This window comes from Brevibacillus fluminis, from assembly GCF_052072235.1.
Classification (GTDB): Bacteria; Bacillota; Bacilli; order Brevibacillales; family Brevibacillaceae; genus Brevibacillus_D; species Brevibacillus_D fluminis_A.
On sequence record NZ_CM125436.1, the window covers coordinates 3,852,461 to 3,878,967 of the forward strand.

The following is a 26,507-nucleotide window of genomic DNA, read 5'->3' on the forward strand; positions in this document are numbered from 1 at the left end:
GCTATGCGCTCCCCCCTTTGTGCAGCTTGTCCAATTCTTCATGGAACGCGGCAAGGAAGCGATCTACATGTGCCGGTTCGAGGATCAGCGCTGGCAGCAGGCGGACGATCGTCTTTTGCGTGACGTCGACCAGGATTCCTTTGTCCATCAACGCGCGCTGCAGCTGACTGACTTGCTCCGGCGCTGCGGCGAGCACGACCCCGAGCATCATGCCTTTGCCCCGCACCTCGCTGATCAGTCCGGGGAACTCGGCGCCAATGCGCGCAAGCCCGCTCCACAGATACGATGAAGTGTCACGGGCATTGCGCATGAACGCTTCATCCAAAACCGTTTTCAGCACGGCATTTCCGAGCGCTGCGGAAAGCGGCGAAGGCGCAAAGGTCGTTCCATGATCACCTGGGGCGAACAAGTTCTGCAGCTTTTCACCGGCGATCACTCCGCCCAACGGCAAACCGCCGCCGACGCCTTTGGCAAACAGGATCAAGTCCGGCATGACATCCGCATGCTGGTAGGCGAACAGACGGCCGGTCCGCCCCATGCCCGTCTGGATCTCATCGATGCAGAACAGCACACCTTCTTTGCGGCAAAGCGTCTCTACCGCCTTGAGATAATCGACAGTCAAGGTCACGATGCCGCCTGATCCGAGGATCGGCTCGAGCAAAACCGCGACAGGCTTGTTTTCCTCGAGCACTTGTGCAAACTGCGCCAGATCGCCCGGCTCCACTTCATAGACCGGAAAAGCCGGCTGAGGGAAGTCTTGGTACACATGGGCTTGGCGAGTCAACCGGAGCGCCCCCAGCGTTCTGCCGTGGAAGCTGTTTTTGACAACCACAATGCCGCTTCTTTCATGGCCTTGCCCTGCGGCGTACTTGTGGAGCAGCTTGATGGCCGCTTCCGTCGCTTCCGCACCGGAATTGCCGAAAAAGACTTTGCCCGGGATCGAATGCTCCACCAAGCCCTTCGCCAATTCGATGGCCGGAGGATTGTAAAAATAATTGGAGACGTGCAGAAATTTTTCGCCCTGCTCACGCAATGCTTGCATGATTGCAGGATGAGAATGACCAAGCACATTGACGGCAAGCCCCGTAAACAAATCCAGGTATTCCTTGCCCTCCGTATCATATAGGTAATTGCCTTCGCCCTTGGCAGCTACAATCGGCAACCGCTTGTAAGTGGACATCACGTAGGTGTTATCCAATTGACGCCAATCCATGTCAGGTTCTCCTCTCAGCTCGCTTCGCTCGTTTTTTTACAGTTGGCGGAGCTCTTGTTTGATCTCTGTTTTGGATTTGGTTTTCTCATCGATTTGCTTGATGATGCGTGCAGGCGTTCCTGCCACAACTACGTTTGGCGGTACATCCTCGATCACGATCGCGCCTGCCGCGACGACAGAGCCTTTACCGATGCGGATGCCTTCCAGAATGACCGCATTTGCGCCGATCAACACATCATCCTCGACGATAACAGGCTGCGCGGATGGCGGTTCGATAACGCCTGCGATGACCGCACCAGCGCCGATGTGGCAGTTTTTGCCGATCGTGCCGCGGCCGCCGACGACAGCGTTCATATCGATCATGGTGCCCTCGCCGATCACGGCGCCGATGTTGATGGATGCGCCCATCATGATGACTGCATTGTTGCCGATGGTCACCTGGTCGCGGATGATCGCACCTGGCTCAATGCGCGCTTGAATGCCTTTGGTGTCCAGCAGCGGGATGGCCGAGTTGCGGCGATCGCTTTCCACCACGTAGTCTTCGATTTTTGCCGCATTCGCTTCCAATGCTGGCCCGATTTCTTTCCACTCGCCGAACAGCACGCCGACGTTGCCGGTGATGAAAGTTTTGGTGGATGCGCCAAAATCAATGCCGGCGAGGTCGCCTTTCACGTGGACCTTTACAGGTGTCTTTTTCTCACTCTTTTGAATAAAAGCGATGATCTCATTTGCGTCCATCATTGTCATGTGTTTCTCTCCTCCAAGGTTTGTGATTTGCTGCAATACAAAGAAATGCAATGAGTGAGATCGCTCTTTCCCCATTGCACTTTCCATTAGCCCAAGGTTAAATAGCGCTCCATGAAAGTTGCCTTTCATGACAAGACACGCGTTCTTCACGCGATTGCCCCAGCCGGTGCCGTCGGGGAACGGCAGCAAGCTTCGGCGCATTGACCTTTCCACCTGTCCGGCGCTCCCTCGCGCCACTGCGGACAAATGTACTCATTCGTTGCGCACCTCTATTTAGACGGTACTATGTAATTGTCTTTTACTCTACCAGATTCGTTCCGAAGAGACAACCTATTCGTCAGTCTTGAAGTTGCGAATCAAGGCGTGAAGCTGGGCAGCCATCGCCGACAGCTCTTCCGTCGAGGCGCTCACTTCTTGAATGACCGCAAGCTGCTCCGCCATGTCCTCACCGAAATGGTCGGCAGCCTGGCTTGTCTGAACAGCGAAGCCCTCCACCCCTTTGGTGGCATCCACCAATCGCTCGCTTCCTGCAGACAGCTGCTTTGCCGCCGCTGCCACGCTGTCAATCTGCTCGTTGACCACATGCACCGCCTGCATAATCGACAAGAACGTGCTTCCTGATCGCTGGATCGATTCTACGCCGTGCCCCATCTGGACAGCGGCGGCGCGAATCGTCTCGACCGCCTGACCGATGCAGGACTGCACATCTGCGATCAGCGATTCGATATGGCTCGCCGCAACGCCGGATTGGTCTGCCAGCTTGCGCACCTCCTCGGCCACGACGGCGAATCCCTTGCCTGCCTCGCCCGCTCGCGCCGCTTCGATCGCAGCGTTGAGCGCAAGCAGGTTGGTTTGCGCCGCAATGCCGGTAATCACATGGACGATTTCGCTGATTTCCTGCGATTTGTCATCCAATGCCCCGATCACCTGCTCCGCTTCTTGCTGCGCATGGCGCACCGCTTTCATCTGCTCGACCGTTTGCGTGATCTGCATGTTCCCTTGATCGGCCAGCTGTGTGGCCGCTTGCGAGCGCTCCTGCACATTTTGGGAGCGCGCGGAAATGTCGTCGATCTCCCGCGACATCGCCACGATCGTTTGGCTCGTCTGCTGCACGAGATGCGACTGTTCTTCTGCTCCATCGCGCAGCGCTTCCACCTGGCGCGCCATCTGCTCGGTGCGCCGATTCGCCGCCTCTACGGTCAGTTCAAGATGATGGGACGACTGTGACACCGTATACGAGCTTTCATTGATTCCCCGCACCATCTGGTTCAAATCGGAAACCATCGCACCGAACGCCTGCGCGAGGATGCCGATCTCGTCTTTGCTGCCAGGCTCGATCTGCACGGCGAGATTGCCTTTTCGGACCTCTTGGACAGCACCCGTCAAGCGGCGAAGCGGCTTGACCAAATAATGCGCGAACAGCCAACTGAGCAGCAGGGTGAATGCGAGGATGCCAACCGTGATGAAGATCAGGTCGCGCTTGTTTTTCGCCATGAGCTGATAGATCGCGGTCGCGTCAAAATCCGCGCCGACGATTCCGATCATATGCCCCGACTTGTCCACGAGCGGCACATAGGCTGTGATCGTCGCCCCGTATGTATCATCGATGTTCAATTCCCCGATCTGGGTCTGCCCGGTTTGAAATACCTTCTGCATGCCCTCGTATGTATTGGCTTCCAATTGACCTGGCAATGACACATCATCCGTCTGGCCCAACGGCTGACCATCCACGACATACAGAAAGGTGGATGGCTCACGCTCGACCATGGTGTACAAATATTTCAAGCCGTTTGCTTCCTTGTATTCATTCAAGCTTTTGCGAATGGCAACATATTCCGGCATGGCCGCAACCTTCGCCTGATTGGCTTCATCATCCGGCGCCACGCGAACCGCCTCCACGATTTTGACGAAATCGTCGACAGGTATCCGTTTTGCCATGTTTTCCGAAATAAGCCGCGCTTGCATTCCCACCGAGTCGATCACCAGATTCGTGGAGGAGCGGTAGATCAAAAAGCCGATCATGCTGCCGCCAATCAAGAGCAGCAAACTAAAAAATACGAGCATTTTTCCTTGCAACGTTTTCATAAAACCCCCATCTTTCTCTCTATCCGATTTCTCGCAGCCGCTCCAGCGCTCTCCGCTTTTTGTAGAGCATTCGGCCAGCCTCTGCCGTATCCTCGACCGTCTTGCGGTTTACATACCCGCCAAAGACCATGCCGGCGATCGGAACGAGCTGGAACAGCTTTTTCCATCCGAAGTTCTCCGTGTATACGATCACCATCTCGCGCCATCCTTGCAGCTCGGCAATCAGATTGTCCCGCACCTTGCCTTCCGGTTCCGTGAACGCTGCAAGCGAAGCCAGAATGGCCTTTTTGCCGACATAGTCCGACGAGCTAAACTGAAGGCATTTCACAATAAACAAACGCTCTTCCTTCGCATGCGGATCATATCCGTAGGAGAGCGCAATTTCCTGCAATGTTTTGAGGGACGTGCCGATCAAAAGCGGGATGTCTGCGGCCAACGTGAACAATCCGCCAAAGCCGGTCGTCGCTCCCTGGATGGTGGCAAACCGGGCTCGCGAATCCCCGATGTCGCCCGCGACCGCATCCATGCGCGCGATGGAAAGATCGGCAAGGTGGCCGTCGGCAATGGATTGCCGCTCCGCCTCTGTCAATCCCGGCAGTTCAGCAAAACGCTTGCGGACCGCTTGCTCATCCGTCAAAAATTTGCCGCCTGTCTCCAAAAAGCTGGCGAGTTCATCGATGGCGGCACCAAGCTTTTCCTGAACGAACGCAGGTGTCAGCTTATCCAGCCAAACAAACGGCAGCCGCCCGAGCTTTTCCCAAAACCATAAGTCTTTCTGATCGTTTTCCCATTTGGCGATGTCAGTCAGTATCTGCTGCAATTCTTGCGTGCTCTCCAAAAAACAGTTCACCTCATTTAGTACATAAGTCGCATATGACACTATGTAATACGTATTTTAGTAGAAAAAGTTACTAAAAAAACCAGAGGGATCGCCATGACCCTCTGGTTTTCTCCGCTGCTACTTCAGCGTGATTGTCAGCGTATACGTTTGCTTCATCGTGTTGGTGCCAAGCACCTTGTCATAGGAATCCGCATTCTCTTCATATCCGCACGTGAGATTGGACAATGTATTTTCGATGCTGATCGTGTAATTTCCGGCTTTGTTCCCGTTTTTGGCAATAATGGCTGCTAGATTCAGCGCCGTTTCCCCATCGGCTTCCTCTTCGTCACTACCTGCTGCTGGCGCGAACGATGCCAGCACCTCATTGTTGTAGCGCACTTCCACCCGATTCGCAGACGAAATTCTTCCGCCGGAATATTCATGCTGCTCGCCGAAGGTCAGCGGTTCCGATACCCATTCGAGCTTCGGCACATGCACATAGTGGATATTGGTTTTCACGTTATCTTTGTTGATTTTTTGCATACCGGTTTTAACCGCATGCGTACCGGTTAATTTCAGCGCCCGGTAGTCGGACAATTCTGCCGGTGAGGAAACCGTCACGGTGCCGCCATTCGGCAAAATCGCCCCTTTGCCCGTCAGAAGCGTCAGTGGCTGTGCTGCCGGAGCCGTGCCGGATTCAACCGGATCGCAGCTTCCACGGGAGCTTGCAGGCTTTGCATCATTGACGATCTGGATGGTTCCCGTCCACTGTCTGGTGGCATCCGTTTTGCTCAAATACATCACTTTATACGTTCCCGCACCGTAGCTTGCCAGATTGAGAGCCGTATCGTTCCAGTTCAGATGGTCATTAGTCGCCAGTACGTTGTTGACGGTCCAGAAGCCGGGGTCCGCTTCATGGTAGTCCACCCGGTCTTTGATAAACGCCTCGGCATTCGGAGTCACCCATAACTTGTACAGCGAATTTTGGTAAATGGTCACAGAAGCGTTTTGCGCGAGTCCTTCTTTCTCTTCGGTTGGGGTGGAATTCGCGTTGACCTGGCTTACCACATCCATGTCAAAATCGGAGGGGGTTCCGCTGGAGGTCGAATTTTTCCCGCCCGCCTGGATGAAAAATTGGGTCGAACTGTCGTCGTCCCCGCCATTGGGAACGTATGTTACAGGAATGCTCAAGCCTGCGAATTGAGCCGGAACGGTAAACTGGAATGTTTTCGTTTCATATACGGTCTCATTGATGCCGCCCACGGTCCATTGCCCGGGATAAGAGGCGGTGAACTGCAAATGGGCCGGCAGTTCCGTCACATTGACGATTTGCTTGGCGGCGATTTTTTGCCCGCTCCCTTCCGCCCCCTGATAAATGGTGACAGGCTCCACATTGATCGTGGTGCTCCATGTGCCGCATTTTGTGTCTTTTGGCGTAAAGGTCAGCGTATATTTGCCGTTTGGCAACGGATTCGACACGAACGATTGGCGCACGCCCTGGTCGATTTGTTTGCCAAACTGATCCATCATCGCCCAGTCGCCCCTCTGGGATGCGTAAAAATAGATTCGCGCATTCTCATTGGGCAATAGCTGCGTTGATCCGCTTGCGACCTCTGGTCCTTCCGCCGTTTTGCTCCTCACTACCTTTATGCTGCAAGCCGCTCCTTTTGTCGTCGATGCGGCTGTTGAGCTTGTCGTAGCCCCGAATGCCTGGGGGATTTCCATGCCTGTCGCCGCCACCACCACAGCCAAACCGGTCGCCAGCATGAATTGTAACGATCGTTTCACATCTGTTCCCTCTTTCCCCTATGAACCCTTGATCTTCCCATACTTTACCCTATCAATCTCGCAATGAAAAGTGAAACTTTTTGCTAGTTTTTACGTCTGCTGGCACGATTTTCAGGTTTGGCCAGAGTGGCGCTGTATCGCCAAAGGTAGCGCCACTGTTACGATTGTCCCTTCTTGCGGAACGCTTTCGATGGAGATTGTTCCTTCATGCAGCCTTACAATTTCTTTACAAATGGAAAGGCCGAGGCCGCTCCCGGATTTTTTGCTCTTCCCTTTGTAAAATTTGTCCATCACACGGTTGAGGTCGTCCGGTTCAATGCCTTCCCCGTTGTCGCGAACCGTGACGATCGCCTCTTTGCCTGTGCATGCGGCACGAAGCTCGATTTTGCCGTTCGGGGGCGTGAACTTGTACGCATTGTCGAGCAGATTGACGAACAGCTGTTTCAGACGGTTCGCGTCGCCGACAATCATGCATGGGGAAGGCTCGCAGGCAAACGCAAAGCTGATTTCCTTCGGATTGGCGTGATGGCCGAATTGCTGTTCAAGGTCAACGATCAAATGCCGCAGGTCGATCTGGCAGCGGTTCATTTTCATCTCGCCTGACTGGTATTTGGAGAAATCGAGCAGTTCTTCCACCAGGCCGATCAGCCGATCCGTTTCGCGTGAAATGACCTCAAGCCCGAGCACCGTCTCTTCCTTGTCTTCGAGATTTCCCGACAAAACCGTCTCCCCCCAGCCTTTAATGGAGGTGAGCGGCGTGCGCAGCTCATGGGAGATGGAGGAAATGAAATCGTTTTTGAGCTTTTCGTTTTTCCCCAGCTCCTCTGCCATGAAGTTGAACGAGTCGGCGAGCAGGCCGACTTCATCGTCATAACGTTTTTTCGCACGGTACGAAAAATTGCCTGTGGCAATCTGCTTGACGACTTGCGTCAGCTCGGAAATCGGGTTGATGATGCGCTGGGCCAGCAACAGGCTGAGCACGATCGAACCCGCGATCACCAACAGCCCGACGCCGATCGCAATCCAGGTAATCCGGTTGATGACGCTGTACAAGCCTTCCGCGGAAACGGTGTAGCGCAGTACCCCGACGATGTTGCCCTGATCGTTCTCCAAAGCGTTGGACACCGCGATGATCCGCTCCCCCGTCCTGCTGCTGGTACCAACCCAGACGCCCGTTTCGCCGCGCAGCGCGTGATCGACATCGGATGTTTCGATCAGCCCGTCCGCTGCGAATCCGTAGGAGTCCAGCACCACCCGTTTTTGCGGGTCAACGATCTCCACTTTGGCAAACTCGTTTTTGGAAATGTTCTCAAGCACATATTTGGAACGATCGTGCAGCGTGTAGCCCGGCAAATATTTATTGTAAAAATCTGCTGAAGTCGTGGCACGCGTCCGCAGCGCCTCAATGGCGCTGCCCAAATAATACTGGCGGACGGTGAATAGAAACAGCCCTTCCATCACGGCGACTACCAGCAAGATGATCAGGCAAAAGCCTGCCGCTACACGTCGTTTAAGTCCTTTCATCATGATGTCCCTTTCTCCACAGATAGCCATAGCCCCAAACCGTTTCCAAATAAACCGGATGCGACGCGTCCTCCTCGATTTTTTGCCGAATCCGGCGTATGTTCACATCGACGATCTTCAAATCGCCGACATAAAATTTCCCCCAGACGCTGCTCAAAATGTCATCGCGACTTACCGCCTTGTCGCCATTTTCCATCAAGAGCTTGAGAATCTCCAGCTCTTTAGGCGTCAGGTCGACCTCGACGCCGTTTTTGTACAGCTTGCGTTCGTCCAGCCGCAGCGTGAATGGATGGGAGCGCAGCACCGCATCGTCTTTGGCCTCCGCCTTCGGCGCATCGGCATGCATCCGGCGATAGAGCGATTTGACCCGTGCCACCAGTTCAGCCGGACTGAACGGCTTGACGACATAATCGTCTGCACCGTACTCGAGGCCCGCGATTTTGTCCGCTTCCTGGCCTTTCGCCGTCAGCATGATGATCCCAAGCCGCGGGTATCGGTTGCGCAGCTGTTGGCATACTTCAAACCCGCTGATTCCAGGCAGCATCACGTCGAGAATCGCGATGTCGAGGTCGGGATGCAGGTCCGCCGCGCTGAGCGCTTCCTCACCGCTTGCCGCTTCGACTACGTCATAGCCTTGGCGCTTCATATTGATCCGCACGAAATCGCGGATTGATTGTTCATCTTCGAGCAATAACACTTTCACTGTCATCGGGCGCTTTATCCTCCTTGGCCTCCATTAGAACGTGCGGAAATATTGCTTGATTTGGGGAAGCGTCAATCGCATCTGCTGATACTCCTCTCGATGCGCGCTGCGCGGCGCAGGCTCATCGGCTGGCTGAACTCCGACGACCAGCTTCGTTTTATTTTGGCTGAGGATGCCGTAGACAGCGCCCTGTTTCTTCAACTCCTGCTCCACATTCGCCCATTCGCTGCGCTTGCATTCCAGCAGACGCATGAGCTGGACTTTTTTCTGCGGGAATTCAGGCAGATACAAAAACACCACAGAGCCATTGTCGACCCCTTGCTCGCGCTGCAGCGTGAACTTTCCGCGCCAACGATCCGGGATTGTGAACGTAAAGCCCGCCCCGTAATCGGAGTAGCTTTCCCCAACCAGCTTGAGACCGTTTTTCCCGTCCCATTGGTACCAGCTTTCGATAAAAGGGATTTCGACGATGGCCAGTTGCTCGGAACCCGCAGGCTCGGTCTGCAAGCCGATTTCGATGATCCCGTCGCCATTTGCATCCGCTGATGCCAACGGATACGTTTTGAAGGTAAGCGCTGTATCGTTGTCATCTCTTTTCAAGACGTTTTGCAGCTTGCCATTTTGCCACATGATCAGCGCGGTATACTCGGAATGGGCGCCGATTCCTGCATCGACGAACAAACCGTTCCGCCCCGGAGCGGCAGGACCGATCCGTGCCTGATTATAGCCATTGATGGCGCCCTCGGTTGGCAGTTCATCCAATTTATGAGGTTTGCCGGTCACAAAGTCGTACAAGGCCGCCGAAGCGGTCATTTTGTCGTGATCATGCTCCAGAATCGCGATTTCCGCTGTGCCGTCACCGGTCAAGTCCCCGACGTCCATCGCCTTGTACGGCTGCTTCCCCATTTGGTGCAGGCCGCCGCTGCGATACGCGTAGACGTCAAGCTCACGATCCAGATTATCACCGCCGCTGTACCCGATGACCACTTCTGGACGCTTGTCCCCGGTGACATCGACAGCGCTGAAATAATCCAGATCTTGCGCCAGCCCTTTCAGTTCTGCCCGCTTCTCCCAGCCTTTTGCCGTTTTGCCGAGTACGAGCGTGTTGATTTCATAGTCATTGCGTTCTTCTTTATAGTTGACGACGACCTCATTTTGCCCGTCGCCGTCGAAGTCGATCTCGGTAACAGCTGACTGGTTGTCAGGCAGACGCGGCACAACCATTTTCGCCCCTGGCGGCAAAAAGATGGAGAGCGCCTGACTCACCTCTTGCTGCCCCGCATCCATTTTCGGCGAGCGCACCAAATCTGCCGGCGAAGCATTCATCCCACAGCCGGCAAGCAGGCAGCACAACACGCTCATTGCCAAGGCCGCTCGGTTTTTCCTCATGATTTCCCTTCCCTTCACGTTCATCTTGCTGTTCATCCCCATTGTAACAAGATGCCTCCCGCAAATGGTTGCAAAATAGTTACGGTTCTTGTGTACAAAAACAAACGCGGTGCGCATCGCCAGGCCTTTCCATCCGGTTCCAAACCTTCTATAATAATGTTTCAAGAAAGAGCGAAAAAACACGATTCGGTTGGTAGTCCGGATGCATCGCCAGCCTGCTGCGGCTGCGGTGTCAGTAACCTTCCCCCCTCGGGATGTCCATCGTTCTTGTTGCAAAACAAGAGGGGGTTTACCATGAAGTTAACCGTTTTTTTTGACGCAGCTTGTTCCTTATGGGTGGGCGTCGTTGAAGAGCATGAGAACAACAAGCTCAAAGCGCGGCGACACATATTCGGGCCGGAGCCGAAAGACGCGGAGGTGCTTTTCTTCGTCAATCATGCGATGCTGCCGTTGATGGCGCAAGCGACGCAGCTTGTCGACACCAAGCCGATGGCAGAGCGCAGGCTCAATCCGAAGCGCATGGCCCGTGAAGCGAACCGCGAACTGCAGCAGCGCGGCATCTCCACATTCGCGCAGGAAGCGATCAAGCTTGAGCTTTTGCAGCGCAAGAAAGAGCGCAAGACGACTTCCCGTGAGCGTAAGGAGGAACAGCTCGCCTATAAGCGAGAGATCGCCCGTCAAAAAGCCAAGCAAAAGCACCGTGGTAAATAAGTGGAAAATCGGGCTGTCAACATGGATCTTGTTGGCAGCCCGATTTTTATTTCCAATCCGGTCATGGACAAACGCCAAGACTGTTCCTATACTAGAAAGGATGATTTTCTATGTAGGAGTTGACCATTGAACATGAGCCACCTGGTAACGGTGATCGGTACGGTTTTTGTCGATTGTAAAGGCTTTCCTTTCCAAACCTATCACGCTACAACAAGAAACTTGGGCTCCATCCAGTTTGTACACGGTGGAGTCGGTCGCAATATCGCCGAAAATTTGGCACGCCTGTCCATTTCCACTTCCTTTGTCTCTTCCGTCGACGCGACGGGCATGGGGACAGAGGTCATCGATCGTTTGAACGACCTGAACATCCACACCGACTTCATGCAGGCTGCCCCTGCCCGCGGCATGGGGATGTGGATGGCGATCCTGGACGAACGCGGCGAACTGGCGGGGTCGATCTCGCAAATGCCGGAACTCGGCGTCTTCGAACAGATCGTCGCTCAGCATGGGGAAGCCATCGTCGCCCAGTCTTCCCACATCGCGCTCGAATTGGATCTGAACGAGACGATCGCCAAGCGGATTTTGACCCTCGCGCATGCTGCCGGCAAACCGGTCTATGGCATTCCGGGCAACCTGGACACGATCATGCAGCATCCCGAGCTTTTGCAAGGGCTGTCCTGCTTCATCTGCAACAACTATGAGGCAGACATGCTGATGAAGCAGCCGTTTTCCACGCAAGCGCCGGATGAGCAAAAACGTCTGCTCGCAGAATACGTCAAAAGCGCCGGTCTGCGCTCGATGATCGTAACGCTTGGCGAGCAAGGCTCCGTCTATTACCATGCGGAAACGAATGAGACGGGTCACCAGCACGTATTCCCGGTGCAAGTCGTCGATACGAGCGGTGCCGGCGACGCGTTCTTCTCCGGTGCTGTAGCCGCTTTGGTGCGCGGTGCTGATTTGAAAGAAGCGGCCATCTGCGGAACAAAAGTCGCGGGCTGGACGATTTCCCAATCCGATACCACCTGCCCGGATCTGCATCACCGCATGGAGGCTGATGAAATCGTGATGTCGATTTTGTCTGCATCCACAGCACAAAACTAAACACCAAAACGGTCATATCCAATCTAATGAAAAACACGATCTGCCCGTAAGCGGATCGTGTTTTTTTCTATGCTATCCCGTGTTCGGGTTGATTGCTTGGCTGTTTAGCCGATGCGCACGGCCGTGCCCGTAGCGATCACCATCATCATGCCTTCTCGCAGCGTTTCGAAATCGAGATCCACCCCGACGATGCCGTTTGCGCCAAGCTGGCGCGCGCGATCCGTCATTTCCTTCAGCGCAAGCTCTCTGCCTTCCTGCAGCTTGCTTTCATACGCACCGCTGCGTCCGCCGATAATATCTGTGATGCCTGCCAGGAAATCGCGAACAACGTTGGCCCCAAGGATCACCTCGCCGCTCACGATTCCCAAATATTCCTTGATTTCTTTTCCTTCAACCGAATTGGTCGTTGTAACTAACATCATGCATTCCCTCCCGGATTCAGTGGCTCTTGCCTTACTATTATGTCTTACGGGCCCACGTGCAAAAAGTTACAGAAAAATATATTCGTTTGGCGAAATTGCTTTCCGCCCTCCCCAGCCGCAATGAGGCACTCGCCTAAAAAACGTGATAGATGCCTAGAGCCAAAATGCCCTTTTCCGCATGTACTGTGAGTACAGCAGAAGGAGGGGGTTTTTGTGTTACAGGATTACGACCATCCTGTTGCCACTGCCATTGAAAAAAAGACGTTGCTCCACGCTCATCCATTCGCGCTACCGACCTCGATTTCCGCAGGGCACAGGCATCTTGTGCGGGGCACAACCACATCGACGGAGGGCGACGAAGGCGATCAGCATGTCCATTATTACTCGGGGGTTTCCTCCTATGAGGATGGACACGAGCATCCTTTTCGCGGATGGACCGGCCCGCCCATTCCACTCGCGAATGGCGGCCATACGCACGAAATCGTCGGCCAAACCTCTTACACCGATTGCCATAGCCATCCCTACCGTGGACAAACGGGACGAAATACGTAGGTGCCGGTTGAAACAAGCGAATGAGTATTCACGACGTTCGTTGAAAACCCCGGCTGCGCACCGATTGACCGCGCAGCCGGGGCTGCACGCAAAAGGCTCCGCCTCTTCCATTGATGCGGAGCCTTGTTCTTGCGTTTCTTTAACCTCAGGCAGAATGCTGGCCGAAAATGTGCTTTGTTCCATGCCATCGCCTTCTTCACCAGCTTGCTGCCTATACAAGCATGGCGTGGTGATGCACGGAGTTGTTTCGTTCGCGCATGGACGAGGTGCGGATCATTTCCTGCGAAAGGAGCACCGCTCTCGACGTATGCGGTCTGTCAGGCGCGCACATGATACGTGGACAAGATCGTTTCAGGGGCCATTTTTCCATGTGCCACGGCAAGCACCTGTTCCACATATTCGGGCTTGATCAAATGGAACAGCGGCTGCTTCACTTGCAGAAAGCACTGAAACGCATCAGCCGCCAGCTGGTCCCATTGCTGGTGGTAGCGCAGCAGATCGTCAGGCAGCACGACCGTCCGGTTCGTTCCGGCTTCCGGCAGGCAGTGAAACGGCTCATCCAGATTCAGCGTGCCATAATCGTCGGTCAGCTCTTCTCCCGGATAAATGTCGCGCGATGCAAGTTCGATCTCATACGCGGTTGCCGCGCACGTCGGGCTGAAGCTGTGGTTGACAAATTTGCCGTTATCCCAGCAGAGCACATATTTGCCATGCTGGTTGCGATACGAATATTTTTTCACATTGACCTGGCGCAGCGGGTCCAGTTCATTGACGGCTTTTTCCTCCAAAATCTGGTCGAGATCATCCAGCGCCCAAACAATGGTTCCTTTTGGAATAAACTGTGTCGCGAATACCCCATACCCGATCACTTCATTTATATAGCGCAATTCTGTATGCGGGTGGATCATGGCTGACGTCTCCCTTGCTTTTTGGGATAGAATATGCGGGAGCATGGAAAAGGGCGCATGAATCGGTAAGTCGGCCAAAAGAAAAGAAAATCTCCCGGGATACGGGAGATTTCATGGACGAGCAGGATTATGCTTTAAAATGCTGGATGGTTGCTTCCAGCTCACTTGTCATGCTGCGAAGCGAATCCATGCCGTCCGTCACCTGCTTGACGATTGCCAGCTGCTGTTCTGCCGCAGACGTAATGGCAAGCGTGCTGTCGGACGACGTTCTGGCGACATCCGCGATACGCTGGACCATCGCCGTGATCTCTTCGCAGCTTGCCGAGATTTGCTCGGAAGTCGACGAAACTTCCTGCATCTGCTCTTCAACCCGTTTGCCCACCGCCGCGATCGTGAAGAAGACCGCTTTCGCATCCTCGGTGACCTGCAGCCCTGCCTGCACATCCTTGCTGCCTTTTTCCATTTCCACGATGGCCTGGTGCGTGTCGAGCTGAATCGACTCGATCAGCCCGGAAATCTGGACCGCCGCATCACGCGACTGCTCCGCCAGCTTGCGCACCTCGTCCGCCACGACAGCAAACCCGCGCCCTTGTTCACCCGCACGCGCCGCTTCAATCGCGGCATTGAGCGCCAGCAGATTCGTCTGGTTCGCGATGGCCGTAATCGTCTCCACGATCAGCCCGATCTCCGTCGAACGCGCACCAAGCTGCTGTACCAATTGGAAAGACGCCCCAAACGCCGACTCAATCGTCGACATCTGGTTGGTAACCTTCTCCATCGCCTCGCCTCCGCTCGCCGATGCTTGACCCGATTCGATCGCAGATTCAAGCGCCGTGTAGGCAGACTCCGCGATGCGCTGAATCCCGATCGACAGATCCTCCGTCGCTTTGGCGCTGTCCTCCACGCCATGCTGCTGCACAACCACGCCGCTCGCCACCTCTTTGATGGACGCGGCGATATGATCTGACGCTGCTTTGCTTTTCGCGATGGACCCTGTCAGCTCGTCGGTTGTGCCCTGAATGCCAAACGACAGTCCCCGCGCCATCCCGATCAGCAGCTTCAAATTGTTTTTCATCTGGTCGACCGCCGCGGCAAGCGCCCCGATCTCATCGCGCGACTTGATTTGCAGATCATCAAGCGTCAAATCCCCATCCGCGATCTGGGTGACATATTCTTTCATAACGGCAAGCGGCTTCAAGCTTTTGCGGATCAAGAGGAACAAGATCGTCAGGATCAGCAGGAAGACGATGACCATCAAGAGCGTATTGTTCAACAAGAAGTAGTTGATGCTTTTATCGATCAGCGTGTTGGCAAAGCTTGCCTCCATATCAATTCCGATGACACCGATGACTTTGCCGGACTTGTCCGTAATCGGCGCATAGGAGCTGATCAGGTCGCCGTATTTTTCGCTGTGCACAATGCCCCCATGGGTCAGCTCGCCATTGAATACCGGTGCGATCACGGAATCGGGCGTAGCATCGGAAATCTCCCCGATCGGTGACGCGGTTTCATCGTTTTTCGCCGCTCCGTCGATCAGGATTTCGACTTTGTGGTCGCTGGTCAGCCCGACTGTGTATATGTATTTGGCGCCGATTTTTTCTCGGTAGGTGTTGAGCTGGTCACGCACTTTCCAATAGTTGTCGTCCTGGGCGCGCGATTGCAGGAACTGCTGGTAGGCGTCTGCGTCGACACCCTTTGCTACATTGCTGACAAGCTGTGAGCCGTAGCTGCCGATGGTATCCTCGATGGCTCCTCTGTTGAGCCAGTAAGAGAGGATTTCGTTGATGAGAAAAGCGACCAGAAATAGGATGGCGGTGGTGGTGATGATTTTGATGGAGAGAGAAGATTTTGATTTTTGCGTTTGCATTTGTTGAATTGGCTCCCTTGGTTTGGTTTTTTCACGGTTTTTCTCTGTTTTTGTTGGTTGGGGATTAGGTTCCCGGTTTTTTAGGGGTGTAAACATGGTTTTGTGGTGGGTGAAAGGTTTATTGGGTGAAGGGTGTTGGTTTTATTTTGTGGGGTTTGGGGGGAGGAAGTCAAGGGGTGGGAATTTTAAAAAACATTGTCCTCCATTGATTTAGGCATTTACTAAGACATGTTAGTACACGACAAAAATAATTTTAGAGGGACCAATGGAAAAAGAAATTCCCCTTCGCTAGAACCCCACTAAAAATGAACTACTTAGTAATTACGGACGTCAACGTGAAGTGAACCTCCTCGATCTGATAGGCTATTATGAAGGTTAGCTTTTAATGGTTTACACAGTTTAAATTCCATATCCTTTACAATGATCTTCTCTTGTAAAAATAACCGTTATGAGTTGTTCCTCATAACGGTTATTTTTAGTAAAACTACATTATGGTGCTACTGTTACAGTAATAGCTACCTGGTCTTTGTCGCCATCTGCGTCAGTCGCTTCTACATAGGCTTTGTACGTACCAGCTGTGAGAGTTACTCCCGTCGCTACTTTTACACTAGCTCCTGCGATGACAAACTTATCGTTGTCCGCATCGTTTGTGCCATCACCTGTTGCCAAAGCATAAGTGATTGTTCCATCTCCACCTGTTGCTCCCAAAGTTCCTACCGTTGCTCCTGGGGCTACATTTGGGTTCCCTTCCTGCAAACCTGGTGTGGCTGTGTAGGTTACTTCTGTAATCAGGCTGTCTGCTGCTCCAGGCGTAGTCACATCCACCTTCGTTGCGGCTGTGGTGTTACCCGCTGCATCTTTGACAACGACGTAAACATCAAAATCAGTTGCGTCTGCTCCCAAAGAACCCGTGATAAAGCTCTTTTCCGTATTGGCTGCAACAGCTGTATTGCCCGCATACAGTGCTGCTGCCCCTGTATTATCTTTTCCAGCAACGACTTGGGCAGCGCTTGGTGCTGCGGCCCCATTAGCAACAACCACATAGTACGCCGTTCCTACCTCGTTTACTTTCACTAAAACTTCTGCTTTTTTACTACCTGCAGTTTGCACCGCTCCTACTTTCGGGTATGTAGCTAAGAAAACTGGGGCTGTGATATCAGCAGGCGGATTCACCGGCGGCACAACAACCGCATCCTTAAACACAATCCCAAAACTACCCGCAGTCAAATTCTCCTTGGCACCCTCAACCTTGCCTTTCGCCACCGTCACAGACAAACCGCTCACGCTATTCGCCGCTTCATGCTTCACCGCACGACCGGTAAACGAAATACTCAGCTGCGTATCACTAATACGAGCAACGCTTACACCCAATCCAGCCGGCAAGTTGCTCACGGTCACATCAGCCGCGGAAATATCACTCGCAAACTTCCCATTCACCAGCGTCACAACCTGCGTGCCTGCCACGCTACCATCGTTCGCAGCCGATTCGCTCAATGTAGACGTACTGAGGGAAATCTCCGGTTTTGCCGCAACAACCGTTACGTCGATGCTCGCACTCACCTTATCGATCGTCGCAGTGATTTTCGCTTTCCCTGCACCGACCGCTTTCACCGAGCCATCCTGATCGACGGTCACGACTTTGCTGTCATCCGATTTCCAGGTTACTTTTTTGCCTGCGATTTGGTTGCCTTCTTCGTCTTTTGCCACTGCGGACAATTTCAGCTCTGCATCATCCGAAGAATTCACAGCCAATTCAGCGTCCGCCGACAGGTTGATCAGCTCGATCTCTTTGACTTCCGCATCTTTTTTCGCGATGGTGAACGCATCGGCAAAAACTTGTTCCTTCTCATACGTTACGCCGATGACAACCTCTTGTTTTTCTTTCGTCGCCGCGATCTCTTTGAACGTGAACACAGCTGTTTTGGATTCTTTATTCCAGGTGAAGCCGGTCGCGCGCAGCGTCGTTGCTTTTTTGCCATTGATCTGGCGGGTCAGCGTGAAATCTTTCAGCTTTGGCTCTTCTTTCGGAGCTGGTTTGAACACGGCTGTGATGGAGCCATTGGTAGCAGTCACGGAAGAAACACCAGGCACATCCGCTTTTACCGTCACTTTGAACGTTGCTTTGACATCGCCATAGGTTGCCGTAATGGTGGTGGAGCCTTCTGCTACCGCTGTTACCACACCCGAGCGGTCCACGCTTGCGATGGCTTTGTCAGCGGTTTCCCATTTCACGCGCTTGCCGGTAACAACGTTTCCGTCTTCATCTTTGGCAACAGCGGTGAGCGTCAATTCAGCATCGGTTTTGGAGCCGAGAATCAAAATGGAATCTGCTGCATTCGCGCTGATCTCCAGCTTGTCCACGTCCGCTCCTTTTGCTGCGATGGTGAACGGCTTCGCGCTCAGTTTCGAGCCTTGGTATTCGGCGTGCACGATGACGGTTTGCTTCGCGGATGTCGCGCTGATCGCTTTAAAAGTAAAGAATGCGGTTTTCGTTTTCGCATCCCAAACCATGTCCGTCGCTTTCAAAGCGGAAGCGGACTTGCCGTTGATTTGGCGGGTGAATTTGAAGTCTTCCAAATTCGGAGCTTTTGTCGGAAGCGCAGACAATCCGACGGCAATCGTGCCGTTGCCTGCATCAATGGTTTTGATTGTGACAGCTGCCGCTTGTGCCTTATACGAAACGGTCTGGGAAAGTGCACCAGCCGGATTTGCGAATGCTTGTGGTGTTACCGAGAGCAGCATGCTTGAAGAGAGCAATACTGTGAAAATCTTTTTTGCGCCTTTACCTTTCATAACCAAAATCGATTCACATCCTAGCTTGTATAGTTCGACTCGACATTGCAAAGTAACACAACGTTGTCGTAGTTTGTCAGTCATCTCGGATCATTCTAGCAAAACGACCATTACAGGATCATTACAATTTTCCTACTACTTTTTATATAGAGCGTACATTCACCCGCACACCGTCAGGAAAGATGGACTACCTAAAAAGAGGTATACGATTTTCAAGCTGTTACGAACCAGGAAGATCGATTCAACAAAAGCCTTCACAAACCGCATAAGGAAGCGCTTATCTAAGCAATCCCGGTTGGCAAGACAGAGCCGATCTCCACAGCAACGCCCCGAATATATCCCGCCCCTTCTCCTCCCTCACCCACGTCTGAATTCGTCAAAAAGTTGTCGCAATTCTTAAGTGGTGTGATACTATATAGAAGCACGACTGCACTCTTGGTGGAAGGGGTTGTCATATACGATGAGCAAACAGGTGCACAGCAGAGAAGTCCGAAAAGCTGCATTGGAGCGGTTGGCCGAGCGTGGGGTAACCGTACAGGATATTGCCGAAATCGTCTTTTTGATGCAGTCGCCTTACCATCCCCAGCTGACAATGGAACCGTGCATTGCCAGCGTCCATGCCGTTTTGGAGAAAAGGGAAATCCAACATGCCATCCTGGTTGGCGTTGAACTTGATATATTGGCGGAAAAAGGGTTGCTGTCCGAACCGCTGCAATCGATTATCGCCTCGGATGAAGGGCTGTTCGGATGCGACGAAACGCTTGCCATCGGTTCGGTTTTTGGCTATGGCAGCATCGCCGTAACGACATTCGGTCATCTGGACAAGCAAAAAATCGGCATCATCCGCAAGCTGGACAACAAAGCATCCGGCCGTGTCCATACATTCCTCGACGACTTGGTGGCAAGCGTGGCAGCGAATGCGTCGAGTCGCATGGCACACCGCCTCCGCGATGAGCAGGAAGCGGAAATGGACGCCAAGGCACAAGCTCAACAGACTCTTGAAAATCCCGATGAGCAAGCCGGATAATCCGATGGCCAAATCATTCTCTATTAAAAATGCCAAACTTTTTCGCTTGAAGTGAAAAAGTTTGGCATTTCCCTCTTGATTTCTCTCGCAAAATCGTATATAGTAATACTTGTAAGAGATGATCCGGTAGCTCAGTTGGGAGAGCACCATCTTGACAGGGTGGGGGTCGCTGGTTCGAACCCAGTCCGGATCACCATAACAACAATGATGAAGCCTTCGGTCGATGACCTGAGGTTTTTTTATTTGTCTGTCTCCCATACACAGCGAGAAAAAAACAAGCCGTCTTCCAACCAGCGGCTTGTTTTTTTCTGTCTATCTACAAATCCAATCGCTTTTGCATCCGCTTCTGCTTCGATTCGAGCACATCATCATAGGGCCGCAGCTTCAAGGAAGCATCGATGAACTGCAGCACCCGTTTATAGTCGTTATTTCGCTGGCAAATGTCCATCCCCCACTGGGCAAGCGACACGAGTTCGTCCTCCAGCTTTATGTCCGCGCAGATCGAATCGCAAAACGTTGTAATGATAGACCAAAAACGGGGTCAAATCATCCCAACTGGACATATCCATCCCCATCCCATGGATTAGGACGATAGTCCCTCCGTTTCCCGTCACTTTTATGCTTTCACTATATTTAAAATGGATTTTGATCCCATCTTTTACTACATACATGACTGGTGGACCACCTTTTATAAACAACTGGTAATATGTAACTAGTAGTACAACCATACCATAAAATGAAAGAAAAATAAGTAAAATTTTCTCAATCAGGCCAGTTTGACTGCCCGGTGATCGGTTGCAAATAAGAGACATCATCACCCTTTCGCTACATATATTTCAGTATCTACTCTTTTTGTGGTATCGTTACAGGTAGATAACTAGACTTCACACAGGAGGCGACGGACGTGGAATTTCCTTTGGACATGTCCCTCTTGCTGCTTGCACTCGGGCTTTCCGGCTATTTGGTCGCACATCTGTTTTGCGCACACGAAGTGCCGAATCGCCTGGCCGCTTGCTGGGTTTACCCGGTTCACGAGCGCATGCCGACCATTCCGCTGATCCGGTTCACATCCAGTCCGAAGCTGCTTCGGGTCAGGCGCAAGATTCCGTTGCAAAAGGCAAGCCGATCCACCGATGAAGAACGCTCCCTCTTTTGTATGACATAAGCTCGACTTTTTTCATACAAGGAGGACACTACCATATGCAAGCATTCGTTCAACCGATCGTAACTCTGCTCGCTTCCCTTTTGAGCGCCATTTTCTCGTTTGCGCAAGATTGGGGGATCGCCATCATTTTGCTGACCTTGCTGGTACGCAGCTTGCTTTTTCCACTTAATTTGCGCAACGCACGCCAGCAGGTGCTGCAATCCCTGGTTCAACCCAAGCTCAAGCAACTGCGGGAGGAGCATAAGGAAGACCAGGCCAGGCTGATGCAGGAAACGATGACGCTTTATAAAACGGCAGGCATCAAGCCGCTGTCCACCATTGCCACGTCTTTTCTGCAAATGCCGATTTTCGTAGCCATGTATGGCTTGTTTTTGTCCCACGGTGCGGCCATGTCGTCTTCCTTGATCCCATGGGTCGTCACATTTGCCCAAAACGACGCTTGGCATATTTTACCCACGCTCGCCGCAGGGCTCACCTTCATCACCAGCATGATCCCGCTCACCAGCGAACTGATTACGCAAGCCCCGCTTGGGCAGCGAATCGGCATGTCCATGATCATGGTTGTGGTGTTTATCATGATTCTTTGGAAAGCTCCCGTTGCGCTCGGGCTGTATTGGACGACAGGGTCCCTGTTTGGCCTGTTGGAACGCGGTTTCTACCGCACAAGCATAGGCAAAAAACTGCTGCTCCGCGGAAAGCCGCAGCTGCTCGTTCGTTCGGAATAACCGCATAGCATTTGCGAAAGCTCCCTTGCGCCTGTAAGGGAGCTTTTCTTTTTTCTATATTTTTCCATACAAAAATCCGATATACTAAAATGGTAACAACTTCCATACAAGAGGTGAGCTATGGACCCTTTGACGCGCTTGGAATTGATCTGGCCTGGCAAACGCTCCGAACACGCTGCGACATTTCCCAGACTGACTGCCGACGCTTCTCGCTCCTATCATTCTCCCCATTCGGAACATCGCATGGCATCCTGTGACAACCATCTGATTTTCGGCGAGAACTTGCTTGCCTTGCAGTCTCTTATGAAGCAGTATGCGGAACGTTTCACATGCATTTATATCGATCCCCCCTATAATACCGGACAAGTTTTCGACCAATACGACGACGGGCTTGACCACGGCAGCTGGCTTTCGTTCATGAAAGAGCGGCTTCATTTGTTTCACCGACTGCTGAAGGAAGACGGGACGCTCTGGATCTCCATCGATGATGATGAGTCCCATTATCTGAAGGTCGTGTGCGATGAGATTTTCGGCCGGCACAATTTCGTCAGCAATATTGTGTGGATCAAGAAATCGTCGCCGTCCAATGATGCGAGATGGATTTCCGATACGCACGACCATATTTTGGTCTATGCCAAGGACAAAACGCTCTGGCGTCCCAACAAGCTGCCGCGCACACAGGAGCAAAACAAAATCTACAAGCACAGCGACGAATTTGACGGCGTTGATGCCCAGGGAGTCTTTTATGGACGCGGCCCCTGGTTTCCAGGAGATATGACGGTGAAGACCATCAGTGAAAGCGCGCTGTATCCGATCACGACCCCGTCAGGCAGACAGGTTCGGCCTGCCGCTGGGCGTGCCTGGGTGTACACGGAGGAACGGTTTCGGGAACTGGTGGCGGATCGCCGGATCACGTTTGGTAAGAGCGGCAACAACAAGCCCTGCATCAAACGTTTCCTGACAGAAATCGAGGAGAAAGGCGTCGTGCCGCGCTCGGTGTGGCATTATTCCGAGGTCGGCGAAAACCGCAATGCGCGCCAGGAAGTCAAAAAGCTGAATGCGGCAAATCCGTTTGCCACCCCCAAACCGGAAAAGCTGATCAAGCGGATTTTGGAGATTGCGACAAAGGAAGGCGATTATGTGCTTGATGCCTTCGCCGGATCGGGTACGACAGGAGCCGTGGCACACAAAATGAGGCGCAACTGGGTCATGATTGAGCGCGGCGAGCATTGTCATACGCACATTTGGCCGCGAATGAAAAAAGTGATCGACGGTGAGGACCACGGGGGAATCACGAAGGAAGTGGCTTGGACAGGCGGCGGCGGCTTTTCGTATCATGTGGTGCAGGAAACAAGCTGACATCGCCTTTCCCAGCCACACCAAGCTTTTGGGTGGATATAAAACCTTCCGCCGCCTGGCAGAAGGTTTTTCACTGTCTATCTTTTTTATTTTGCATAAATATCCTTGATAGAACATTTTTTATTTAATAAAATATTTTTAATAGATACATAATTTAAAGGAGACGATTCGACGATGAGATCTGCTCTTGTTTTGGGAGGTACACAATTTTTTGGCAAACGTTTGGTTCAGCTGCTGCTCGATGCGGGCGTTGAGGTGACCATCGGGACGCGTGGAAAAACCGCTGATCCTTTCGGCGACCGAATCCGGCGGCTGGTCCTTGACCGAGAAGATGCGGAATCGATGGAGACGGCCGTCGAGGGCAAAAGCTGGGATGTCATCTACGATCAGACCTGCTACTCGCCGCAAGAAGCATTGGATGCGTGCTATCTTTTTTCCGGCAATACAAAACGGTATATATTCACGTCAACCATGGCCGTCTATGATGGCGGCACAGCGCAAAAAGAGGAGGATTTCTCCCCCTTTACCTATGCCTATTCATCCGGAAAGCGCCGCGAATATCCGGGCATCGCAGGCTATACCGAAGCGAAGCGTTCGGCGGAAGCGGTTTTGTTCCAAAAAGCGCCCTTCCCTGTCGTCGCCGTCCGTTTCCCGCTGGTAATCGGGCCTGACGATTACACCAACCGGCTGCGTTTCCATGTCGAGCATGTCGTCCGTGAGCAGCCGATCGGCATCTCTCATCCCGATACCCGAATCGGTTTCATTTCTTCCGAGGACGCGAGCCGCTTTTTGTTTTGGCTGGGAACCCAATCGTTTGTCGGACCGATCAATGCAGGGTACACAGGCGACATCAGCCATCGGGAGCTGCTTGAGCGGATCGGTCACATCGTGGGCAAAGAACCGCTCATCGTCGAAAAAGCCGAGCCCGAACATCAATCTCCCTATGCCTTCCCATGGTCATGGTCATTGGATACGGCGAAAGCCCGCAGCGTCGGTTTTGCCTTCGGCGAATTCGATCAGATGCTCGACTCTCTGATCCGTACGTATGCCAAGGATGCTGTCTAGGAGCGGTTTTTTTCTAGCTGCTGTATGTAAAAATAAGACGATGCATTCGAGCGCATGCAGTCCCATATTTGCAGTACCTTCGTACGAGTTAAAACGGTTCAGCTTATCAAAAAACGTCCAACCCGCTCACTGGCGCGTTGGACGTTTCGTGTTACAAGCTTAGACCGGATACACCGGGTGTTTGCGCGTCGAGAACGGCAAGTGTTTGGTGCTGTATGCCGCAAAGCGCTTGATCAGCTCGTCACGCAGCGAATTCGGCTGCACAATGCCGTCAATGACCAGCTCGGAGGCCAGACGGTAAATATCGATGTCCTGGCGGTACTCCTCGCGTTTTTGCTGGATAAACGCAGCGCGCTCTTCTTCCGGCAGCTCGGCGATTTTGTTGGCATAGACCGCATTCACCGCCGCTTCCGGCCCCATGACCGCGATCTGGGCGCCCGGCAGCGCCAGGCAGCAATCCGGTTCGAATGCAGGGCCGGCCATCGCGTACAACCCTGCGCCATAGGCTTTGCGCACGATGATCGAGATTTTCGGCACAGTCGCCTCCGACATCGCCGAAATCATTTTTGCCCCGTGGCGGATGATGCCTGCGCGCTCGACTTTGGTTCCGATCATGAAACCTGGCACATCGGCCAGGAACAAAAGCGGGATATGGAATGCGTCGCACAGCGTAATAAAGCGGGCCGCCTTATCTGCAGAATCATGGAACAGCACGCCGCCTTTGACACGCGGCTGATTGGCGATGATCCCGATCGGGGAACCATTCAAACGCGCAAGGCCAGTGACCAGCTCGGCGGCGAACAATTTTTTGATTTCAAAGAACGAACCCTCGTCGACCAAACGCTCAATCAGATCGTGCATATTAAAAGGAACGTTCTGATTCGCCGGGATCAGCTCCTCGATCGTTTTGGCGAATTGCTTAGGGGCAATTGCTTCACGCACAGGTGGCTTTTCGGCAAAATTGGCCGGGAAGTAGGACAAATAATCGCGCGCCATAGAGATCGCTTCTTCCTCGTTTTTGGCCAGCACGTCGCCGCAGCCTGAAACCGAGCAATGCATCCGCGCTCCGCCCATTTCCTCAAGCTCCACTTTTTCGCCGATCACCATCTCCGCCATCCGCGGCGAGCCGAGATACATGGAGGCATTGCCGTCCACCATGATCACGATGTCGCAAAAAGCCGGGATATATGCACCGCCCGCGGCCGATGGCCCAAAGAGCAAGCAAATTTGCGGAATTTGTCCGGACAGCTTCACTTGATTGTAAAAAATGCGTCCTGCACCGCGGCGGCCCGGGAACATTTCGATTTGATCGGTGATACGTGCGCCTGCGGAGTCAACCAGGTACAAAAGCGGCACGCGCAATTTTTCTGCCGTTTCCTGAATCCGGATAATTTTCTCCACCGTGCGGGAGCCCCATGATCCGGCTTTGACCGTCGAATCGTTGGCCATGACGCATACCGTTTGCCCGTGGATTTTGCCGATCGCCGTAATCACGCCGTCTGCCGGTAAATCATCCGCCAAATTGTTGGCGAACAAGCCATCCTCCAGTTCGAAGCCGGCATCAAACAACAGGCGAAGACGGTCGCGCGCAAACAGTTTGCCCTGCTCCGCATTTTTTTGATGATACTTTTGTCCGCCGCCTTGCTTGATCCGCTCCACTCGTTCCGAAAAGCTGCGTTCATCTGCTTTCATGTGAATCAACCCCTCGTTTTCGCCTCGTATTTATCAACTGCTCACATTCCGTACCACATGTTATTCGCCGGTATAGCGCGGCGCCCTCTTTTCGCGAAAAGCGAGCAGCCCTTCCTCGCGATCGCGGGTCGGAATCGTCACTTCATACGCTTTTTGCTCGATCGCAAGCCCGTTGGCAAGGCTCGTTTCCAATCCTTGATCGATAGCGAACTTGGCTTGCGCCAGTGCGATCGGTGCGTTTTGGGCAATGCGGCCCGCAAGCTCCTGTGCCCGCTCCGTCAGCGCATCCGCTGGAACGACGTACTCGACCAGCCCGATTTGCAGCGCCTCTTCCGCCTCTACCCTTCGCGCGGAAAAAATCAGCTCTTTCGCACGCCCCGGTCCGATCAGTCGCGGCAGCCGCTGCGTCCCGCCAGCGCCCGGAATGATGCCGAGCGACGTTTCCGTCAGTGCAAATCGCGCCGCGCTCGAAGCGATCCGAATATCGCAGGCTAATGCCAGCTCGGTCCCGCCGCCGAATGCGACACCGTTCACCGCAGCGATCACCGGCTTTGGAAGCGTTTGCAATGCGTGTATCGTGTCACGGATCAACGCGACGGTTTGTCTCACCTGCTGTGGATTCATGCCAGCGCGCTCCTTCAGATCAGCCCCTGCGCAAAACGCTTTTTCGCCTGCGCCCGTTACGATGACGGAACGGATGGCTTGCTCCCACCGCAGCTCATCGATTGCGGCCTGCAGCTCTTTTAGCATTTGCACCGAAAGCGCATTGGCTGCTTCCGGACGATTGAGCGTAATCGTTGCGACTCCTTCTTGCTTTGCGACCAGTATCAATGGTTCCATCTGTACCTCCC

The 26,507-nt window shown here is 53.2% G+C and carries 24 protein-coding genes, 1 tRNA gene and 1 riboswitch; of the genes, 9 read left to right on the top strand and 16 right to left on the bottom strand.

Annotation, left to right across the window (positions count from 1 at the left end):
* Nucleotide 1: 1 nt before the first annotated feature.
* From ACTID9_RS19160 to ACTID9_RS19195, 8 genes are all read right to left on the bottom strand, one after another.
* Nucleotides 2–1,213: an aspartate aminotransferase family protein gene (locus ACTID9_RS19160; protein ID WP_441066510.1), complete on the bottom strand. Its 1,212-nt coding sequence runs from the start codon at nucleotides 1,211–1,213 to the stop codon at nucleotides 2–4.
* Nucleotides 1,214–1,249: 36 nt separating this feature from the next.
* Complete coding sequence (gene dapD / locus ACTID9_RS19165; RefSeq protein ID WP_441066511.1) at nucleotides 1,250–1,960, bottom strand: 2,3,4,5-tetrahydropyridine-2,6-dicarboxylate N-acetyltransferase; 711 nt, start codon at nucleotides 1,958–1,960, stop codon at nucleotides 1,250–1,252.
* 94 nt (nucleotides 1,961–2,054) lie between these two features.
* Nucleotides 2,055–2,240: riboswitch (Lysine riboswitch) on the bottom strand.
* 50 nt (nucleotides 2,241–2,290) lie between these two features.
* Nucleotides 2,291–4,045, bottom strand: coding sequence for a methyl-accepting chemotaxis protein (locus ACTID9_RS19170; protein WP_441066512.1), 1,755 nt, complete (start codon nucleotides 4,043–4,045; stop codon nucleotides 2,291–2,293).
* A 19-nt stretch (nucleotides 4,046–4,064) separates the two neighbouring features.
* Nucleotides 4,065–4,883: an EcsC family protein gene (locus ACTID9_RS19175; protein ID WP_441066513.1), complete on the bottom strand. Its 819-nt coding sequence runs from the start codon at nucleotides 4,881–4,883 to the stop codon at nucleotides 4,065–4,067.
* Nucleotides 4,884–5,003: 120 nt separating this feature from the next.
* Nucleotides 5,004–6,653 carry a hypothetical protein gene (locus ACTID9_RS19180; RefSeq protein ID WP_441066514.1) on the bottom strand — a complete coding sequence of 550 codons (1,650 nt, stop codon included), beginning with the start codon at nucleotides 6,651–6,653 and terminating at the stop codon, nucleotides 5,004–5,006.
* 111 nt (nucleotides 6,654–6,764) lie between these two features.
* Nucleotides 6,765–8,180 (bottom strand): ATP-binding protein, encoded by a 1,416-nt coding sequence (locus tag ACTID9_RS19185; RefSeq protein ID WP_441066515.1) that lies wholly within the window; start codon nucleotides 8,178–8,180, stop codon nucleotides 6,765–6,767.
* Nucleotides 8,164–8,880 (bottom strand): response regulator transcription factor, encoded by a 717-nt coding sequence (locus ACTID9_RS19190; RefSeq protein ID WP_441072653.1) that lies wholly within the window; start codon nucleotides 8,878–8,880, stop codon nucleotides 8,164–8,166. The genes ACTID9_RS19185 and ACTID9_RS19190 overlap by 17 nt, the downstream gene beginning before the upstream one ends.
* Before the next feature lie 33 nt (nucleotides 8,881–8,913).
* On the bottom strand, nucleotides 8,914–10,269 hold the full coding sequence (locus ACTID9_RS19195; protein ID WP_441066516.1) for a VCBS repeat-containing protein: 1,356 nt from the start codon (nucleotides 10,267–10,269) through the stop codon (nucleotides 8,914–8,916).
* A gap of 294 nt (nucleotides 10,270–10,563) precedes the next feature.
* Here ACTID9_RS19195 and ACTID9_RS19200 point away from each other — a divergent pair, with 294 nt between their 5' ends.
* Nucleotides 10,564–10,980, top strand: coding sequence for a YjdF family protein (locus tag ACTID9_RS19200; protein WP_441066517.1), 417 nt, complete (start codon nucleotides 10,564–10,566; stop codon nucleotides 10,978–10,980).
* Between the two features lie 132 nt (nucleotides 10,981–11,112).
* Nucleotides 11,113–12,081, top strand: coding sequence for a carbohydrate kinase family protein (locus ACTID9_RS19205; RefSeq protein WP_441066518.1), 969 nt, complete (start codon nucleotides 11,113–11,115; stop codon nucleotides 12,079–12,081).
* Between the two features lie 104 nt (nucleotides 12,082–12,185).
* Here the strand turns inward: ACTID9_RS19205 and ACTID9_RS19210 are convergent, their stop codons facing one another.
* The gene (locus ACTID9_RS19210) at nucleotides 12,186–12,500 is read right to left on the bottom strand and encodes a YbjQ family protein (protein WP_441072654.1); all 315 of its coding nucleotides are present in this window, start codon (nucleotides 12,498–12,500) and stop codon (nucleotides 12,186–12,188) included.
* A 216-nt stretch (nucleotides 12,501–12,716) separates the two neighbouring features.
* Here ACTID9_RS19210 and ACTID9_RS19215 point away from each other — a divergent pair, with 216 nt between their 5' ends.
* Complete coding sequence (locus tag ACTID9_RS19215) at nucleotides 12,717–13,055, top strand: YmaF family protein (protein WP_441066519.1); 339 nt, start codon at nucleotides 12,717–12,719, stop codon at nucleotides 13,053–13,055.
* A gap of 317 nt (nucleotides 13,056–13,372) precedes the next feature.
* On the opposite strand, the gene ACTID9_RS19220 is transcribed toward ACTID9_RS19215, so the two are convergent.
* From ACTID9_RS19220 to ACTID9_RS19230, 3 genes are all read right to left on the bottom strand, one after another.
* On the bottom strand, nucleotides 13,373–13,963 hold the full coding sequence (locus ACTID9_RS19220) for an SET domain-containing protein (protein WP_441066520.1): 591 nt from the start codon (nucleotides 13,961–13,963) through the stop codon (nucleotides 13,373–13,375).
* Between the two features lie 127 nt (nucleotides 13,964–14,090).
* Entirely contained in the window at nucleotides 14,091–15,830 is a 1,740-nt protein-coding gene (locus ACTID9_RS19225; protein WP_441066521.1) for a methyl-accepting chemotaxis protein, read from the bottom strand.
* A 489-nt stretch (nucleotides 15,831–16,319) separates the two neighbouring features.
* Nucleotides 16,320–18,623, bottom strand: coding sequence for an Ig-like domain-containing protein (locus ACTID9_RS19230; protein WP_441072656.1), 2,304 nt, complete (start codon nucleotides 18,621–18,623; stop codon nucleotides 16,320–16,322).
* Nucleotides 18,624–19,083: 460 nt separating this feature from the next.
* On the opposite strand from ACTID9_RS19230, the gene ACTID9_RS19235 reads away from it, so the two are divergent.
* Together ACTID9_RS19235 and ACTID9_RS19240 are read left to right on the top strand one after the other, a co-directional pair.
* Nucleotides 19,084–19,650 carry a phosphatidylglycerophosphatase A family protein gene (locus tag ACTID9_RS19235; RefSeq protein ID WP_441066522.1) on the top strand — a complete coding sequence of 189 codons (567 nt, stop codon included), beginning with the start codon at nucleotides 19,084–19,086 and terminating at the stop codon, nucleotides 19,648–19,650.
* Nucleotides 19,651–19,770: 120 nt separating this feature from the next.
* Nucleotides 19,771–19,846, top strand: a tRNA-Val gene (locus tag ACTID9_RS19240).
* Between the two features lie 120 nt (nucleotides 19,847–19,966).
* Here ACTID9_RS19240 and ACTID9_RS19245 read toward each other — a convergent pair.
* Both ACTID9_RS19245 and ACTID9_RS19250 read right to left on the bottom strand, forming a co-directional pair.
* Nucleotides 19,967–20,119 carry a hypothetical protein gene (locus tag ACTID9_RS19245; protein ID WP_441066523.1) on the bottom strand — a complete coding sequence of 51 codons (153 nt, stop codon included), beginning with the start codon at nucleotides 20,117–20,119 and terminating at the stop codon, nucleotides 19,967–19,969.
* Nucleotides 20,076–20,465 carry an alpha/beta fold hydrolase gene (locus ACTID9_RS19250; RefSeq protein ID WP_441066524.1) on the bottom strand — a complete coding sequence of 130 codons (390 nt, stop codon included), beginning with the start codon at nucleotides 20,463–20,465 and terminating at the stop codon, nucleotides 20,076–20,078. Before ACTID9_RS19250 ends, ACTID9_RS19245 begins: the two co-directional genes overlap by 44 nt.
* Nucleotides 20,466–20,554: 89 nt before the next feature.
* Here ACTID9_RS19250 and ACTID9_RS19255 point away from each other — a divergent pair, with 89 nt between their 5' ends.
* From ACTID9_RS19255 to ACTID9_RS19270, 4 genes are all read left to right on the top strand, one after another.
* On the top strand, nucleotides 20,555–20,815 hold the full coding sequence (locus ACTID9_RS19255; RefSeq protein ID WP_441066525.1) for a hypothetical protein: 261 nt from the start codon (nucleotides 20,555–20,557) through the stop codon (nucleotides 20,813–20,815).
* A 35-nt stretch (nucleotides 20,816–20,850) separates the two neighbouring features.
* Entirely contained in the window at nucleotides 20,851–21,540 is a 690-nt protein-coding gene (locus tag ACTID9_RS19260; RefSeq protein ID WP_441066526.1) for a YidC/Oxa1 family membrane protein insertase, read from the top strand.
* 120 nt (nucleotides 21,541–21,660) lie between these two features.
* Complete coding sequence (locus ACTID9_RS19265; protein ID WP_441066527.1) at nucleotides 21,661–22,899, top strand: site-specific DNA-methyltransferase; 1,239 nt, start codon at nucleotides 21,661–21,663, stop codon at nucleotides 22,897–22,899.
* 174 nt (nucleotides 22,900–23,073) lie between these two features.
* Nucleotides 23,074–23,964 (top strand): NAD-dependent epimerase/dehydratase family protein, encoded by an 891-nt coding sequence (locus ACTID9_RS19270; protein WP_441066528.1) that lies wholly within the window; start codon nucleotides 23,074–23,076, stop codon nucleotides 23,962–23,964.
* A 159-nt stretch (nucleotides 23,965–24,123) separates the two neighbouring features.
* Here the strand turns inward: ACTID9_RS19270 and ACTID9_RS19275 are convergent, their stop codons facing one another.
* Both ACTID9_RS19275 and ACTID9_RS19280 read right to left on the bottom strand, forming a co-directional pair.
* Nucleotides 24,124–25,656 carry an acyl-CoA carboxylase subunit beta gene (locus ACTID9_RS19275; RefSeq protein ID WP_441066529.1) on the bottom strand — a complete coding sequence of 511 codons (1,533 nt, stop codon included), beginning with the start codon at nucleotides 25,654–25,656 and terminating at the stop codon, nucleotides 24,124–24,126.
* A 60-nt stretch (nucleotides 25,657–25,716) separates the two neighbouring features.
* The gene (locus ACTID9_RS19280; RefSeq protein ID WP_441066530.1) at nucleotides 25,717–26,496 is read right to left on the bottom strand and encodes an enoyl-CoA hydratase; all 780 of its coding nucleotides are present in this window, start codon (nucleotides 26,494–26,496) and stop codon (nucleotides 25,717–25,719) included.
* Nucleotides 26,497–26,507: the final 11 nt, after the last annotated feature.